Origin of the sequence: Streptomyces sp. NPDC101225, from assembly GCF_044767585.1 — a bacterium.
Taxonomy (GTDB): domain Bacteria; phylum Actinomycetota; class Actinomycetes; order Streptomycetales; family Streptomycetaceae; genus Streptomyces.
Genome location: NZ_JBIWOE010000067.1, coordinates 17402 through 33348, shown reverse-complemented (window position 1 = coordinate 33348; position 15947 = coordinate 17402). Strand labels below are relative to the sequence as shown.

At 67.9% G+C, this 15947-nt stretch carries 13 protein-coding genes and 1 pseudogene; 8 read left to right on the top strand and 6 right to left on the bottom strand.

Going from position 1 to position 15947, the window contains the following annotated elements; all coding sequences use genetic code 11:
- Positions 1-94: 94 nt before the first annotated feature.
- On the bottom strand, positions 95-1060 hold the full coding sequence (locus ACIRPX_RS43755; RefSeq protein WP_404205722.1) for an alpha/beta hydrolase: 966 nt from the start codon (positions 1058-1060) through the stop codon (positions 95-97).
- Between the two features lie 230 nt (positions 1061-1290).
- Between ACIRPX_RS43755 and ACIRPX_RS43750 the strand changes: the two genes are divergently transcribed.
- Positions 1291-1893 (top strand): TetR/AcrR family transcriptional regulator, encoded by a 603-nt coding sequence (locus ACIRPX_RS43750; protein WP_404205721.1) that lies wholly within the window; start codon positions 1291-1293, stop codon positions 1891-1893.
- Positions 1894-2130: 237 nt separating this feature from the next.
- Positions 2131-3375: pseudogene (locus ACIRPX_RS43745) on the top strand (IS110 family transposase).
- Positions 3376-3707: 332 nt separating this feature from the next.
- On the opposite strand, the gene ACIRPX_RS43740 reads toward ACIRPX_RS43745, so the two are convergent.
- A complete protein-coding gene (locus ACIRPX_RS43740; protein WP_404205720.1) occupies positions 3708-3917 on the bottom strand; it encodes a hypothetical protein in 210 nt (69 codons plus the stop codon).
- Between the two features lie 178 nt (positions 3918-4095).
- Positions 4096-4299, bottom strand: coding sequence for a hypothetical protein (locus tag ACIRPX_RS43735; protein WP_404205719.1), 204 nt, complete (start codon positions 4297-4299; stop codon positions 4096-4098).
- Positions 4300-4476: 177 nt separating this feature from the next.
- Between ACIRPX_RS43735 and ACIRPX_RS43730 the strand changes: the two genes are divergently transcribed.
- A complete protein-coding gene (locus ACIRPX_RS43730; RefSeq protein WP_404205718.1) occupies positions 4477-5220 on the top strand; it encodes a DUF6879 family protein in 744 nt (247 codons plus the stop codon).
- An 18-nt stretch (positions 5221-5238) separates the two neighbouring features.
- A complete protein-coding gene (locus ACIRPX_RS43725) occupies positions 5239-6090 on the top strand; it encodes a helix-turn-helix domain-containing protein (protein WP_404205717.1) in 852 nt (283 codons plus the stop codon).
- Between the two features lie 347 nt (positions 6091-6437).
- Here ACIRPX_RS43725 and ACIRPX_RS43720 read toward each other — a convergent pair whose 3' ends face one another.
- The 3 genes from ACIRPX_RS43720 to ACIRPX_RS43710 all read right to left on the bottom strand — a co-directional run bounded on the left by ACIRPX_RS43720 (position 6438) and on the right by ACIRPX_RS43710 (position 8413).
- Positions 6438-7337, bottom strand: coding sequence for a hypothetical protein (locus ACIRPX_RS43720; protein ID WP_404205716.1), 900 nt, complete (start codon positions 7335-7337; stop codon positions 6438-6440).
- Between the two features lie 166 nt (positions 7338-7503).
- Entirely contained in the window at positions 7504-7842 is a 339-nt protein-coding gene (locus ACIRPX_RS43715) for a hypothetical protein (protein ID WP_404205715.1), read from the bottom strand.
- Positions 7843-7924: 82 nt separating this feature from the next.
- Positions 7925-8413 (bottom strand): hypothetical protein, encoded by a 489-nt coding sequence (locus ACIRPX_RS43710; RefSeq protein ID WP_404205714.1) that lies wholly within the window; start codon positions 8411-8413, stop codon positions 7925-7927.
- A gap of 725 nt (positions 8414-9138) precedes the next feature.
- On the opposite strand from ACIRPX_RS43710, the gene ACIRPX_RS43705 reads away from it, so the two are divergent.
- The 4 genes from ACIRPX_RS43705 (at position 9139) to ACIRPX_RS43690 (ending at position 15933) form a co-directional block, all read left to right on the top strand.
- Positions 9139-11673 carry a type II toxin-antitoxin system prevent-host-death family antitoxin gene (locus tag ACIRPX_RS43705; protein WP_404205713.1) on the top strand — a complete coding sequence of 845 codons (2535 nt, stop codon included), beginning with the start codon at positions 9139-9141 and terminating at the stop codon, positions 11671-11673.
- Entirely contained in the window at positions 11673-12245 is a 573-nt protein-coding gene (locus ACIRPX_RS43700; RefSeq protein ID WP_404205712.1) for a hypothetical protein, read from the top strand. Before ACIRPX_RS43705 ends, ACIRPX_RS43700 begins: the two co-directional genes overlap by 1 nt.
- Positions 12246-12642: 397 nt before the next feature.
- Positions 12643-13209 (top strand): hypothetical protein, encoded by a 567-nt coding sequence (locus ACIRPX_RS43695; RefSeq protein ID WP_404205710.1) that lies wholly within the window; start codon positions 12643-12645, stop codon positions 13207-13209.
- A gap of 1995 nt (positions 13210-15204) precedes the next feature.
- Positions 15205-15933 (top strand): Crp/Fnr family transcriptional regulator, encoded by a 729-nt coding sequence (locus tag ACIRPX_RS43690; RefSeq protein ID WP_404205709.1) that lies wholly within the window; start codon positions 15205-15207, stop codon positions 15931-15933.
- Positions 15934-15947 lie beyond the last annotated feature (14 nt).

Genomic DNA, 15947 nt, shown 5'->3' with positions numbered 1-15947 from the left:
GGGCCCGTTCTCTCATGCCCGCGACCGCACCCGAACCTCAGTCCAGACGACCACCCGCTGCCGCTCGAACAAGATCCGGTTTGCCACAACGCACTCAGAGCTGGAAGGTGCGGCGGAGCCAGTTTGTGCGGGTGTCGCGGGCTGCGCGGCTGATGGTGGTGTCGGGGGCGAACTGGCCGAACAGGTGGAAGCCGCCGGCCCATACATGCAGGTCCGCGGCGCCGCCGGCGGCCCAGATGCCTGTGGCGTAGACAACGCTCTCGTCGCGGAAGACCTCGTTGCTGCCGACCTCGATGTAAGCGGGGGGCAGGTGGGAGAGGTCGGTGGCGCGGGCGGGGGCTTCATAGATGCTGACTTGGTCGGTTCCGCGGCGCTCTCCGAGGGCGGCGTTCCAGCCGGTGAGGTTGCTGGTGCGGTCCCATACGCCGATGCCGTCGTTCTGGTGGGTGGAGAGGGTCTCGTCGCGGTCGTCGAGGACGGGGTACATCAGCATCTGGCCGGCCACGGCGGGGCCGTCGTTGTCACGGGCCATGAGGGCAAGGGCGGCGGCGAGACCGCCACCGGCGCTGGCGCCGGCGGTGATGATGCGATCGGGGTCGATGCCGAGTTCTGTGGCGTGTTCGGCGGTCCACTTCAGCGCGGCGTAGGAGTCCTCGACGGCGGCGGGAGCGGGGTGCTCGGGGGCGAGCCGGTATTCGACGGTGACGGCGACCAGATCGAGTTCCTCGACGTGCTCCATCAGGGGGGCGATGCCGTTGAAGCGGTCGCCGAAGATCAGGCCGCCGACGTGGGTGAAGAAGAGGGCGGGCCCGGCGGTGTTGTGATCGGACCTGGCGAAGACGGACACCGTGAGGTCACCGGCGGGTCCGGGGATGGTGTGCACGGTGTGCGTGATGGGGCGGTCCTGGACGAGCTCGTCCGGCCCGGGTGTGAGCTTGGCGGCGCGCAGTGCAGGGATGTCCTCGGGGTGCAGCGACGGACTGAAGGTCTCCAGGATGGCGTCCAGGACCGGCTGGAGCTCGGCATCGAAGGGCGGGGAGGGGTACTTGGAGCTGGGCATGCTGGCCTCTGATGGTGGGGCCGCCCCACGTCGGGGCGGATACGGAATCGTCCGTGGAATGCGCGGACTCCCACACACTAGCACTGACTGACCGGCAGTCATTAGAGACTGGCTCCTCGTTCATTGCCCCTGGTGACACTTCGCGATCAGGCACGCACACCCCGCATGGGTGACTTACGGTCAGTCGGCGCATCGTGTTATACAGGCTGGGATGAGCTGAGGAGCCCGAAATGACCGCGCCCACCAGTAAGCGCAAGCGTGTAGCCAAGCCGCCGGAGGAACGGCGCAAGGACATCCTGGACGCCTCGGTGGAGGTGTTCCTGCGCAAGGGCATCGCCGACGCGAAGATCGAAGAGATCACGGAGCTTGCGGGCGTCTCGAAGGGAACCTTCTACCTGTACTTCAAGACCAAGGAGGAGGCCGCGGCCGCCGCCTGGGAGCGACACCTGAACGTCTTCGCCGAAGTCGGTGAGGCCATCCTCGGCGACACCGAGGTTCCCATCGATGTCCGACTGGTGGACGCGATGGAGTCGCTGTGCCGCTTCTCGCTCCGCCACGCCGACATTCATCGCGCCTTGTACGACGCCGCGGGCGCCGAACAGGTCAAGATCGCCGCGAACGAACGGCTCATCCGCCTGATCTGCGATGCGGTCGGCTCCGGCGTGGACGCCGGGGACCTTCGGTGCGCGCACCCGGAGATGATGGCTAGGGCCCTCTACCACGGCTTCTGCGGAGCAGTCACCGACGCTGTCACCGGCTTTGTGCCGATCGACCACGATGAGGTCATCCAAACTGCCGCCGAGATGACCCGCGCCACCTTCGGCCTGTCCTAGTACGGGTGCTTCTGTCTGCCCTGCCGTGGGCTGCTGCGGGTCCGGGACGCTGGTGAGGTTCGTTCCGGCCGAAACCGAGGTTTCTGTGATGCCGGTGAGCTCGCAGGTCAGCATGGTACCGAGGGCCGTCCGCGGGAACCGTGGAGTGTTGCTGTGAGCACGTGCGTCAGAATTCCTGATCCACCCTGGCCCTCCCGGAACGGCGTACTGCTGGGCCGTTGAGGGAGGGACCGGGGCATGGATGTACTGCACGAACGCTGCGCGGGGCTGGACATCAGCAAGAAGGACGCCAAAGCCTGCATCCGCACGCCGAGCACGAAACGCCGGGGCTCGTTCACGAACGAGACCACGACGTGGGGATCAACGACGAACGCGGTCCTTGCCCTGCGCGAACACCTGCTGGCCGCGAACGTCACTCTGGTGGTCATCGAGGCGACCTCGGACTACTGGAAGCCGTTCTACTACCTGCAGGCCGAGGACCTGAACGTGATCCTGGTCAACGCCCGGCAGGTCAAGAACCTGCCCGGCCGCAAGACCGACGTCTCCGATGCCGCCTGGCTGGCCCAGCTCGGCGCCCACGGCCTGGTGAGGGCCTCGTTCGTGCCGCCGCAGCCGGTCCGTGAGCTGCGGGACCTGACCCGGGCCCGCACCCAGATGACCCGCTAACGCGGCCAGATCGTCCAGCGCCTGGAGAAGCTCCTGGAGGACACCGGCATCAAACTCTCCGCGGTCGCATCCGACATCATGGGCGTCTCCGGCCGGGCCATGCTGGAGTCCCTCATTGACGGGGAACGCGACCCTCAGACGTTGGCGGCCCTGGCCAAACGCAAGCTCCGCAACAAGATCCCCGAACTCACCGAGGCCCTCACCGGGCGCTTCCGCGAACACCACGCGTTCCTGACCCGGCTGCACCTGGACCACTACGACCAGCTCACCGACGCGATCAGGCAGCTGGACGAGCGGATCGAGGAGGCGATGGCCCCCTTTCGCACGGTCCTCGACCTCCTGGACACCATCCCCGGGATCAACCGGGCCGTCGCCGAGGTGATCATTGCGGAGACCGGCGGCGACATGAGCCGATTCACCTCCGCCAAACACCTCGCCTCCTGGGCCGGGGTCTGCCCCGGCCACCACGAGTCCGCCGGCCGCACCAAGAACACAAAGGTCCGCCCCGGCAATCCGTATCTCAAAGGCGCCCTCGGACTTGCGGCGTTCGGCGCGGTCAGAACCAAGGACACCTACCTGCAGGCCCGTTACAAGCGACTCACCGCCCGCCGCGGCCCACTCAGGGCCCTGGTCTCCGTCGAGCACTCGATCATCACCGCGATCTGGCACATGCTCACCGACAACATCCCCTACCACGAACTCGGCGGCACCTACTTCACCCAACGCGACCCCGAACGCGCCACCCGCCGCGCGATCACCGCACTCAACCAGCTCGGCTACACCGTCACCCTCAACCCCCTGGAAGGCGCAGCCTGACCCACCAGAGCCCGGACACCCGGCGCCGCCACGGCCCCGGGCACCCAGCTCTGCCCACACCCACCCTGACCTGCTGCTATTTACGCGTCAGCTACGCCCGTCCGTCCGTCCGTCAGTCGGCTCGGGCACCGTGGGCGCACCCTCCACCTGACCGTCATCTGGCAGGTCCAATACGGTGCTGGTGCCGACAGCGGCCAGTGGACCGAGACGCGTGCAACTACCCAGGGCGCACAGGTCGTCGCCTCCTGAACACCCACTCGCCATGGCCCCGACCACCCCGACCATGGTCAGGTTTCCGCAGGTCGTCGGTGCGGGGTGTGGTGAGCGCGGGCCTATTCGGCGGCAGCCTGGGCCGTCCAGAACCACGTCATGATCCGCAGCAGATCCGGATCGAGCAATTCGACGTCATCGACGTGTGCACGGTGGGCCCATACCTGCCAGCCCGGACCGCTCATGGCCTCCTCATACGCGACGATCACACCGTCCGCCGGGTCGGTGATCAGCCCGTCGCATGCCCGGCAGACGTGCAGGACCGCGTTCATGACGCACCGTCTGGGCAGTGGCACCCGCACCTGCAACGCGGGATCAGCAGCAGGCCGCCTGCGTGCGGCAGCGGCACGTCTGTGGCCTGCCGGCACTCCTGGTGCAGATCCGCATAGCCTGGCCGCTGCGCCAGCGTGCATTCACTCGACAAGGTCACCTCGTCGGTCGTCGGCGCGCTCATGCGCACTCCCGCCGGAGGGCCTCGGCGAGCTTCAGCGCGACGTCGACGTGCACCCGCCCGAGGTTGATCAGGTTCAGCGCGGGGGAGGCCGTGTCGGTTCCCAGGGATGGCAGGGCGATCCCGGCCGCCGTCAGCGCTCCGCGCAGCAATTCGACTGCCTCAGTGGCTTCGGCCGGGCCCGACGTGTGTGCAGTGGTCATGAACTCAACCTGGCGGCCGCGCAGTTGAGACGGACAGCGAGTATGCGCGACTATTCTTGGAAAGGTACCGGCTTATGCCGAACAATTCTCGTGGAGGGGCGGGGAGGCCATAGCCGGGCGGAACGCTCCGGCGACAAGATCGAGAGACGGGAGCACAACTCGACCAGGGAGGGGCACATGACGCGCACCATCCGCTTCAACGGCACCGGCAGCGGGGACACCGGCTGCCCAGCGATCCATGAGGACACCGACACCGGCCAGGTGATCGTGCACGGGCCGCCCCTGACCAAGCCCGAGGATCTCGCGCAGCTGAAGCACCTCGGCCCTGGCGAGGTCGCCGTCGTCGTGCCGCGCGAGCTGATCACGGACTGGGCCCCGAAGGACGCCACGAGGCAGGCGAAGATCATCGATCTCGCAGCCTTCAACCGGCTGTTCGAGATCTTCGAGCACACCGCCTGGCGGCTGGAGACCCGGAGCCGGTACGCGTCCGACGAGTCCACCCCAACCTACGCGCAGTACCTCGCCACAGGGCACGTCGACTGGGACATGAGTACCTGGTACTGCGAGACGATCAGGCGCCAGACAGCGGCCGGCAAGACGGTCGCCCGCGTCCGGGTGGTCGACGACCCGGCCACCACCGGCCAGCGCTACCTCATGGTCAACGCCGAGCGGAACACCCACCTCGGGGAGGACATCCGCACCCTGCGCCGATCGGATGCCGACCGGCTGCGGCTCGGCAGTGAGGACTTCTGGATCTTCGACTCGCGCCTTGTCGCCCGGCTGAACTTCACCGACGCGGACGAGCTGACCGACGTGGAGCTGATCACCGAACCGGCCGAGGTGATCAGGTACGCCATGCTCCGGGACGCCGCCTGGCACCACGCTGTCCCCTTCCAGCAACACGCGGCGCAGGCCGGCTAGAAGGGCGAGACGGTACCGGTGACGACGGACTACCAGCAAGCACGCGAGGCCCTCGGCGTGCGCCTGCGCGAGCTGCGCATGTCCGCTCCGGACGGACGTCTCACCGGTACCCGCCTCGCGCAACTCCTGGGCTGGCCACAGCCCAAGATCTCGAAGATGGAGAACGGCAAACAGACCGCCACCCCCGAGGACCTGAAGGCGTGGGCCGAGGCGACCGGCCAGCCCGAGGCATACAGCGAACTCCTCGCCCGGCTCAGGGGATTCGAGTCGCACATCCGGTCCTGGAGGCGCCAACTCGCCGCCGGGCACCAGCCAGTCCAGCAGACCGTCGCCGCCGAGTACGAGCGCTCGGCCGTGGTGCGCGGCTTCGAGAGCGTCACCGTGCCAGGCATCCTCCAGACGGCCGACTACGCGCGGCATGTGTTCAACCGGTACGCAGAGCTCCAACGCTCACCCCGCGACACCGAAGCAGCCGTGCGCTCTCGCCTCAAGCGCCAGGAGTGCTTGTACGACGCCCACAAGCAGTTCGAGATCCTGATCGGTGAGGCCGGGCTGAGGTCCCTGATCTGTCCGCCCTCGGTACTCGCCGCGCAGCTCGACCGCCTCGCCGGCTTGATCGGCCTCGACACCGTGCGGCTCGGAGTCATCCCCTTCACTGCCTCGCTGAAGATCCCGCCGACCGGCGGCTTCTGGGTGCACGACGAGAGACTCGTCATGGTCGAGGTCTGGCACGCCGAACTCTGGGTCGATGACGCCGACTCGATCGCGCTGTACCTGAGGACCTGGCGCACCCTGCGAGAGTCGGCCGTGTTCGGCACCGACGCCCAGAACCTGATCAGCCATGCCCGTCGCGAACTCAACGGCGCCTAGACTGCCCAAAGTTACCTCGGGGCAACGCTCCGCCGACAGGTGCGCGCTCTGTGTATGCCGCTGAACAGCGAAGCCCGCGAGCCTGCGAGTACAGCCAGTTCGAGGACATCGTCACCGAAGGCGCCGCGCCGCCTCCGGCGGACAGTCCAGCGCACTTGAGCCGCCCCTCGAAGCCGAGACCAACCGCCTCGCCCGCACCGTACAGGTGCTCAGGCGCATCCACCCCCGTAACCCGCACCGTTAAAGATCTCCAGACGGGTGGCTCAGCGCAGGCAACCGCTGAACACGCAACAACCAAGATCAGCCGCCAAATTTGACGCCCTCTCCTGCAGGAGGCGGTGAGCCTGTCACTGAGGCACGGCGGGACGGCTTACCTGGTCGGTGGCGAGGGCGGAGGTCGTCGGGGTGGACTGGACGGCGTAGCTGTCGACGAGGGAGAAAGCGGCCACGTAGCGGTGCGCGGCGTAGGCGGAGCGGCTGACCGTGTCGGTCAACAGGGGGTGCCAGGCGAGGTAGACGGTTCCATCGTCCGCGTACTTCTCCAGTGTGCCGCCCGTCTGGATGTCGCCGGTCTCCGCTGTGGGCGTGCACGGAAGCTCCGCCACTGCCACTCGCAGCCGGACGCCGAGCCCGCCGTGTCGAAGGTCGTGCTTCTTCGTGGCCGGGCTGTACGTCGTGGACAGGCAGATCGGCCGCGAACCCGGGGGTTTGGTGCTTCCTTGCTGCGACGCGTCCGGGGACGGGTCACCGCCGGCCTGGCTCATCCAGGTCGCCATCCCGGTCAGCGTGTTCGGGGACGGACCCGAGCCCGCCCACTCCTGCTCGGCCAGCACCGCGTCGAGTTGGTGGAGGCGCGTGCGGATGTCCCCGTCGAAAGCGAGGTAGAGGACGCTGCTGCGCGCGCAGTTGATCGGTGCCCAGCGCGCTGGCCCAATGAACGAGTTTTGGTTCTCCGTCTGGCAGGAGTCCGCCTCCGATGTGCCGAGCGGAACGGCCCAGGGCAGCGCCTTCGTCAGGTTCGTCAGGCGAGCGGAACTCATCCGTGCCGCGGCCGCGTCGGCGGTCCGGGTGGCGGCGGAGTGCGCGAAGGCGCCGACATTGGGCGGCGTCCGGTCCAAGGTGCGGTGAATCTGCCACAGCGCGCCGAGCACCAGCGCGCACACCACGCCGACCGCGACCAGCACGGCGATCAGGCATCCGTCTGCCAGTGTCCCCGCCCGGCCGCGTCCCCCCGTTGGATGATCCATGTCTGCATGGTCGTGGGCGAACACCGGGTTTGGGACAACGGACCGGTCTCCGTACGGTCTCGCCAACCGCAACGGCCCCTGAGCGACTTTGGTGAAGTTGGCTGCTGATCCTTTAACGCGTACGCGTTGACGATGCAGGGCCTGATCGACTGCGGTGCGGACCGCTTCAGCGGTCGTGTGGACGCGCTTGGGGTGGTCCTCGTACTTCGCCGAGCGCCATATCCGCTTGATGTCGTTCAGCTCGGGGTTGCGAGGCGGGAGTTAGAAGAGTTCGACGCTGGATGGTGGCCAGTTCCTCCCGGCGCCCTTTGAAGACCCGGGTCACGTGCGCGGAAGCGTTGTCCAGGACGATGGTGCACGCTCGGACGAGAGTGAAGCTCACGGGGGCCAGTGCGGCGGTTCCACCAGGCAGGCGGGTCAGGCGCGTGCACACGAACTCCAGCAGCATGATCGTGTCGATCTTGCCGCAGGTCGTCTCCCGGACCAGATCGGCGTGCAGTCCCACAGCCAGGGCCCCAGGACGTTCTCGCGCCGGCCCTTCTTGTCCTCGTGTGGCATGACGGGCCGCGCGATGGCGCTCTGCTCGCTCAGTAGAAGCTTTTCGACGGCGTGGGCGTGGCGCTTGTGCTTGCTTGGAGCTGGGCGACGCGATGGTTGTAATCGTCGACGGTACTGGGCTGCAACACGTAATCTTCGATCTGACCGTCCGGTTGGGGCGCGCGGAGGGTCAGCTTGCCTTCGGTGAGGGTCCCGTTGAGGGCCGTATCTCCGAGTCCATAGTCCAAGGTCAGGGTGACCCGTGAACCGTGCAGGGTCCCGGTGACTTTCGCGTGCTGGTGGTCGACACGTGTCCCAGTGATCTCGGACGTGTCGAACGTGCCGGTGATGTTCGCACCCTGCACATCGGTTTCGATCAGGGTGACCGAGTTGTAGTCGGCGCCGACGAGCGTATGCGGCATCCCGCCCGGAGCGGCCTGCGGTACGGCGGGGGCACCATCGCTGTGACCAGCCTGGTTGCACCCGGCAAGGATGAGTATGCATACGAGGGCGGCCAGTGCCGTGCGTCTGATGTTCATGAAGTCCCCCAAGACTGTTGCGCCGACCGTAACGCCAGCGGGCGAGGCCGACACCATGCTCCGGGAACAAAGCTACGTGGTACCGAAGGTGAACCGCCGCCCCACCGCGGGCGGACGAGCGGAGCTTCTTCGCACCCGGTGTGAACGGGCCACTTGCGGGCGCTGTCTCGCTCACCCTCCCCGTCAGCGCGCGGCGGCGCCATGTTCCGCAGTACGGGGAGGCGGCAGGCGGCCAGCAGCGAACACGGCCAGCTCTGCGGCGTCCTGCGGGCGCGTTTACCGGCGACACCCCGTCGGCGGGGCGCGGGAGTGGTCGCCGACGGGGCGTCACGTGCTCGGTGCGTGCAGCAGGGCTGCGGGCAGGTGGCCCGGCTCGTTGGCCAGCTCCCAGCCGTGGGCCTGATCGGCGGGTGCGGCCGAGGCGCTCGAGGTGGAAGAGCAGGGATCGGCGGCAGGAAGGTGAGTCCGTCGGGGCGGGGGACTGTGATCGTTTGCGGACGGGAGGGAGCGGAGGCCGGGACCGGGTGGGTCCCGGCCTCCGCTCCCTCCCGTCCGCTGGTCGCCCTCGCGGACTCGAAGCGGCAACCCTTGCACAATCCACCAATAATGAGTGGATTATTCTGCAAAGATAGTGAGCATGGGTACCTCGGTGTGTGATTTTCCCTGTCATGACGGGGAGTCAGGGTCTTGGAGGGTGAGTGAGCCAGTCGCCGCAGGAGGGGATCGTGGTCAGTGCGACCACGGCCCGGACCACCTTGTACTCCTTGGTGAAGCTCGCCGAGGAGGAGGGGCGCACCACGGTGATCACCAAGCACAGGGTGCGTGTTCTGCTGGCGCCGCTGGACCGGCTGCCGGCAGCCCGGAGGGCGGATGCTTTCCCGGCTCACGTGCTGAGCGCGGCGCAGCGGGATCTCGGTGATCTCATCACGCGGGCGGCGCGGGGTGAACCGCAGGTCCTCCTGCGTAACATCACACCGGTCGCGGTCCTGCTTCCCGCCGCCCCCACCTCACGTGCCCTTTCGTCCGACATGGTCGCGCGTCCCGGCGTGGCACCCGCAGGAGGTGCGGTGAACAGTCAAGGCCCCCAGGACCGCAGCAGCGCGCCGCGCAGGCTCGCCACACTGGGTGAGACCTCCGTACTGAGCGGCAGCCTGGTCGGCGGCGCCATGTTCGGACTGCCTGGTCTGGACGCCGCGACGGGCGGACTGCAGCCGGGCCGGCTGACGCTGGTGGCAGCCGCCCCCAACGTCGGCGGAAGCCTGCTGGGCCTTGCCGCGGCCCGGCGAACCGCGCTGGCCGAGTGCCGTGCCGTCTTGTACGCGGCCTCGGGACCCAACCGCGACGACATCTTCCGCCGGATCATCTCCGCCGAGACGGGGGGCGACTACCCGCGCCTGAAGCAGGGTCGGCTCACCGAGCACGAGCAGCAGGTCGCCCGCCAACTGGTCCAGGCGGGCAACGAGTTGTACATCGACGACGGCAGCAACCTGACCGCCGAGGACATCGCAGCGACCGCCCCCGAGGTCAGCAGCCTTGCGCTCGTGGTCGTCGACCGCCTCCAAGCCGCGGCCAGCCCCCGCCTGCCCCTGTCCGGAGAGGGTCTCCCGCACGCCTCGCAGGTGCTGGCCACCCTCGCCCGCAGTCTGCAGGTTCCGGTGCTCGCGGTCGTGGACAGCGACGACCCAGCGCTCCTGGCCCTCCTGGACGCCGACGTCGTGGTGATGCTCACCGCCACCGATGCCCCGGACAGGGTCCACGTAGCTGTGACGGAACGCGACGTCGGCACGATCGGCTCGGCGTACCTGCGACCCGACCTGCTCCACGCCCGCTTCCTGGACGCCGACGTTGCCCCCCTCGATGCCGCCCCCAGCCCCGAGGGCGCCGCCTCCTGGCAGGTGGGCGGCGGCACGGCGGCGCTGGAATTGGCCGAAGCCGCCCTTCCCTACACATCCGGCCAACACCGGGGGGTCCCCGCCGCCCTCACCCACGGACTCGCCGCATGGCGCACCGCGGTCGCCGGCGGCGACCAGGAAACCCTGAAGGAGATCCTGCCCTCGCTGCTGCGGGCCGCCGCGACAGTCACCCAGTGGCCCAACACGCATGAGGGACACCGCCTCACCGCCGCCCTGCGCCTTTACGGCCCGCCCGGGTCCGCCCCCACCGCACCCGACGCTCCGGCCGTGGCCGGTGCTCCCGCCGACCACGCCCCGGCGGACAGCGGACAGGACCAGGACGAAGGCGAGGTAGCGGAGAACGAGGAGAGGCCGGACGGCGAGCTGGCCCCCGGAGATGAGGAAGAGGAGCCGGAAGGAGCGGTCTTCCCCGCCCTGAGGATCCTCAAAGACGCGGTCAAGAAGTCCAAGATGCACCCGATCCCGGTCATCCGGCTCGACGAACGCGACAGCGGCCCCTGGCCGTTGATCAGTGAAGACATGGACGGCGAGCCCCGCTGGATCCACCCCGACGTCACCAGCACCCGCGTTGCCCACATCCGCGCGAACGGGCGGCGCGTGCGCCGCGACCAGCTGGACGTGCCCGACTCCTTCGGCGAGGGCACGCTGTGCCTCATCGACCGCAACGGCAGCTACCCGTCCGCCTGTTCAGGCGTCCCCCTCGCCCCGAACAAGCTCCTGCACACCGGCCCGCTGGACGCCTACGACAAGACCCGGGCCGGCATCTACCTCATCGACATCCCCGCCTGGCCGCGCACCGACATGCCGCACCCGCTGGGCCGCCTCATCGACCGGCCCGACCAGCACGGCCACGTCTGGGTGACCACCCCGCACATCAAGCAGCTTCAGAGGCTGCACCGGGACGGCCACCTCGACGCACCGGCGACCATCCACGACTCGTGGACCGGCAAGTACAACGAATCCCTCTTCAAGCCCTTCTACGAGGCCGCCCGCAAGACCCGCGCCGAACTCGTCCAGACCGGCGGCGCCCCCTACAAGACGTACAAGACCCGCCTCTCCATCGCATTGCGCCTGCTGTGGCCCAAGCGGGAGGCCCAGAACTCCCCGTTCTGGCGGCCCGACTGGCGCATGAGCATGGTCGCCGAGGCATCCGTGAGGCACTGGACCATGGCCTTCAAAGCCGTCCAGGAAGGCCACACCCTCCTCGCCCTACGCAACGTCGACGCCGCCATCTTCTGGACACCCCCCAACACGCCCCCAGCCACCTACCGGATCGGCACCGGCTTCGGCGAAGTCAAGGCCAAGTTCATCCAGCCCGGCCACATCATCCCCGAAGGTGAGGACTGATGGCCGGACCCACCGGCCACGGCCACTCCCTCGGCGCCGCCCTCAACGACCTCCTCCACAGCCAGGTCACCCCCCGCCACCGGCTGTCCACCTACACCGCCCAGCACTGGCACGCCCAGCTCAGCCAGCTCACCGGCACCCACCGCGGCCACCAGGCCCTCACCGACGCCGGACTCAACGTCACCACCAAGACCCTCATCAACTGGCTGTCCGACCCCGAGTACAACATCCGCCGCAGCTACATCGACCTCATCCACACCGCCTACGAGAACACCGCGATCGTCCCCGCCGACCCCGTCCCCGACCACGTCAAGAACGGCCAGTTCGAGATCAGCGGCATCGTCAAGACCGGCGACGACGAACGCGAACGCGGCACACGACGGGCGGCGCCCCTGCGCATCGACGCGAGCAGGGGAAACTGGCAGGCAATCGAGGAACTCTGGCTGTCCGGCGAACTCACCGACGACGAATTCGAGGACCACTTCGTCGACGACGTCATCGTGGCAGACATCGGTGAAGGCACCGACGGATGGGAATTTGGCGGCAGCACGTACTCCGTCGAACTCAGGTGACAGCACGCCCCCGTCTTCTGCCCCGCCCACGCGGTGGGTGCCGGCCGCCCACGGCGCGGGCACCCGGCGGCGACCACCGAGCCACAGCCTCAGCAGCGGGACCCATCGGCGAGCAACTCACCGAGCACACGGCGCACACAAACCCCGGACGAGCAACCGCGGGAGTTGACGAGACGCTCGTCGTTGTAGAGGTCGAGGCGAGGCTGCACAACCCACCCAAGTCCTGCTCGATTTCCCCGCAGCAGAGCGGGACCACCCCCACTTCACACCTCTTGCCTCGCCGTCAACTGCCGCCTTCCTCCTCGTCACAGCTGGCACCGCTGTCAGTGCCTGATGCAAGGCTGTCCTCATGACATGTCTTGCATCCTTGACTCTCACTAGCGAGGACTCGCACGCCTTGGCCGCAGGCAGAGACATTCCTGCCCTGTGGGAGGCCGACGGCTTCCACCGCTGTGAACTGACCGGCTCCCACGCTGGCCGCCACGTCGCCCTGGTGGACCCCCTGGCCTGGGACGAGGATCCGCCAGTGGAGACGTACTGGCTGTGGTGGGACGCGACCGGCCACACGCTCACACATGCTCCGTCCTGCGCGAACTGCCACCTGCCCAGCAACCACCCAGCCAACTCCGGCTGTAGCGCGGACGCCGACCGATGCCACGCCAGCGTCACCATCAGTGATGACGACCGCATGATGCTCGAGGAACTTGACGACGCCGCACACCAGGCAGAAACCGACCACCGCTGCCAATACACGACAGGCCACGACGGCCTCCACGTCTGCCTGGCGCAGAGCCAGGACAGATCCGACGGCACCAGCACCGACTGGTGGACCTGCTGGCCCGCCACCCCGCAGGCGAGTTACCGCATCGCCGTCCTGCCCGTTTGTCCCGCCACTGCCGCCGACCACCATGACGACGGACTGTGCCTGCACCCGGCTGGCCACCCAGGCAGCCACTGGTGGTGAACTGCTTCCCGGGGAACGAGCGGTGACTTCGTCAACGGTGCCACCGACAGCCAGATGAGTGATCCACCGGCCAGCAAGAGTGTCTCCGCCACGCCGGGCGTGAACGGTGGCAATGGCAGCGGCGGCGGTGTCAACGGCAGCGAGAACGGAGGGTTCTTCGGCGGGCCGACGGGATGACCCACACAGAGGGGCCGACTCCGGCGCAGCCTCGGCGCAGTTGCCGAGCGCGCCGAATCACCTGGTTGGCCCGGCCTGAAGCCGGACTGCCCGGGCACACGCAGGCTCGGGCCCCCGTGCGTTCTCCTCCAGGCGTGCCGCGGGGCCGCGTGAGGAGTGGTGCCGCAGCCCAACCCCCCGAGTGGGCTGCGGCACCCCCGACGATGTGACCTTTCCGCGCAGCTGAACAGCAGTAAGCCAGACCTCGTGGCCTCCTCCACACGGGGGCAGCGCCGCCGAGGCGGTGCGGAGCGGTACCTGCCTCTGCTACTTCACCGTGGCGGCGTCCGACCGGCGAACCGGCTGTGTGAGGCGCGCCCACAGGGGATTGCTGGATGCCCTGGGGCGAGTCAATGCGGCGGCAGGAGTGGCGAGTTCCAGCGGCCGCGGACGGCGTCTGCCCAAGGAGTCGTGGCGTACAGGGCGTTGGCGTGGCGGGGCGCACAAGGCAGCAGAGGCCCTTGAGATGTGCGCCCGGCGGGCCAGGGGGCGTGCGGCATGAAGCGATGACCACCTCTTGTGCCCGATTGATTCATCTCTGTACGGGGCACTCCGGTTATGTACTCTTTCCGACCTCAACTCGGCTGTCCCGTAACAGAATTGACAGCGCAATAGTTCCTGACAGCGGCAGCTAGGCGACAGGGCGAGAGGGCGCCGCGATGAGGTGCCGGCAGCGACCGCCTGTTGGTTAGTCGACATGTTGCCGCAGCGCGACGACCCTCGGAATTAGGTTCGGGATTCTGGACGCAATCCATGCCCCGTAGATATTTTTTGGAGCCCGTCCGTTCTCCCAGAATTCGCTGCTCGAGCCGCTGGGAAGGCAATGGTGAATGCTTGGATCATTCTTGTTCTGCCGGGGCGGGGGACTGTGCCGGTGGCCGGCGGTGGCGGTGGTTAGGTAAGGCTGCGGTGACCGAATCTGGCGACTCGTGAACGGGCCCAATCATTTGATAACGCTGTCATGCGGGTGTGTAGAGCGGCCTGTCTCGCCCCAGAGCGAACAAAAGGGGCGAATCATAAAGCGTTCGAGGGCTCCTCGTTGACGTGTCCAGTTCGGTTGATGGTTGTGTAACAAAACCCCTGAGCGAAGGGTTTTGTGCTGGCCATCCGGTGGTAGACCCCTTCTGGCGCTTGATCGGGAGTGACCTTAACGCTGCTGGTGGTGTTAACTGGGCACTGGTCTGATCCTTGGTGGGTCCGGACCTTTCCGGGAGGTCTTGAGGGTGGTGCCTCAAGACCTCCCGTTTTTGCTGCCTGTTCGCATGCGGGCCACCTGTCGCTCATCTGAGGAAAAACCTTTCAGGCGCCCCCGTGTATATCCCGGAAGAAGATCTGAGGAATCCTGTCGCATTGCAGTCCGCCTAATATGTCGCCGTGCGGAGCGCTCTCTGTAACAAACCCCTGATCGAGGGGGTTCCGGATGCGATCTTCCTCCTGCACAGGGCCTTCGAAAACGCGACTGGCCCTTCGCTCGCGCAGAGGGGTAGCGTTAACTCGCCCAACGTACTAACCCACCCTGCCCGGTCTCACCACCCGGGCAGTACGTACCTCCCGGAAAGGACAACGGACCCACCACCTGGGGCCCCGCCCGTACAGCGGGGTCCCAGCGGAACACCCGAAGAGGGATCTGACCATGTGCACCGCCAACGACGACGGCGCCACCTGGCCGTCGGGCCGCGGACACCGCGGCACCCCATCCATGACGTGCCGTCACCCCGGCGCTGAACGGGGCGCATACGCCGGAGCGTGCTCCGCCCCGGCCACCGGACGGGGGGCCTGATGCCCCCAGCACTCGACACCTCCCGGCCGACCGACCTATCGGGCCACAAGAACAAGCCCGAGGGAAGCTTCCTGCAACAGCTGACGACCGAAACCTGGGACGTGCTCCTGCAGTCGGGCCTGCGTGGCCGCATCTTCGGCCGGGACGAACTCCTGCCGCTGGACGCGGAAGACAGCGACGTCTACATCATCTGGGAAGGCGTCGTACGCCAGGACCGCGCCCCGCTCGGCACCGGGCCGGGCATGCCGACGATCACCCGGTTCAGGGGCGGCGGCCAACTGGTCGGGGAAGCCAAACTCATCACCCCCGACTCGACCGTCCGCACTCGCTGCCTGACGAAGACCGTCACCGTCTCCTGCGACGCACGGTACTTCAACGTCCTGCTGCACCGACTGCCCGAGGTCCAACTCGCCCTGCTGCGCAGCCTGGAGGACCGCAACCGCAGCGACGAACTCGTCTACACCATGGCCACACGGCCGCCGCTCGAGCGCGTCAGCAGACTCCTGGCCCACCTCGCCCACACCGCCGGCGTCCCCGACCCCCGGACGTCCACCGCCACCGTCATTTCCGGCCCGACCCAGAAGGACATAGCCGCCGCCCTGCAGATGGCCGTCTCCACGACAGAGAACGCGGTGCGGACCCTGCGCTACACGGGCGTTATCGAAGCCCGCTACCGGCAGTTCATCATCCGCGACGTCGACGCGCTGAGCCACTTCGCCGGGACCTGACACCACCCCGGCCG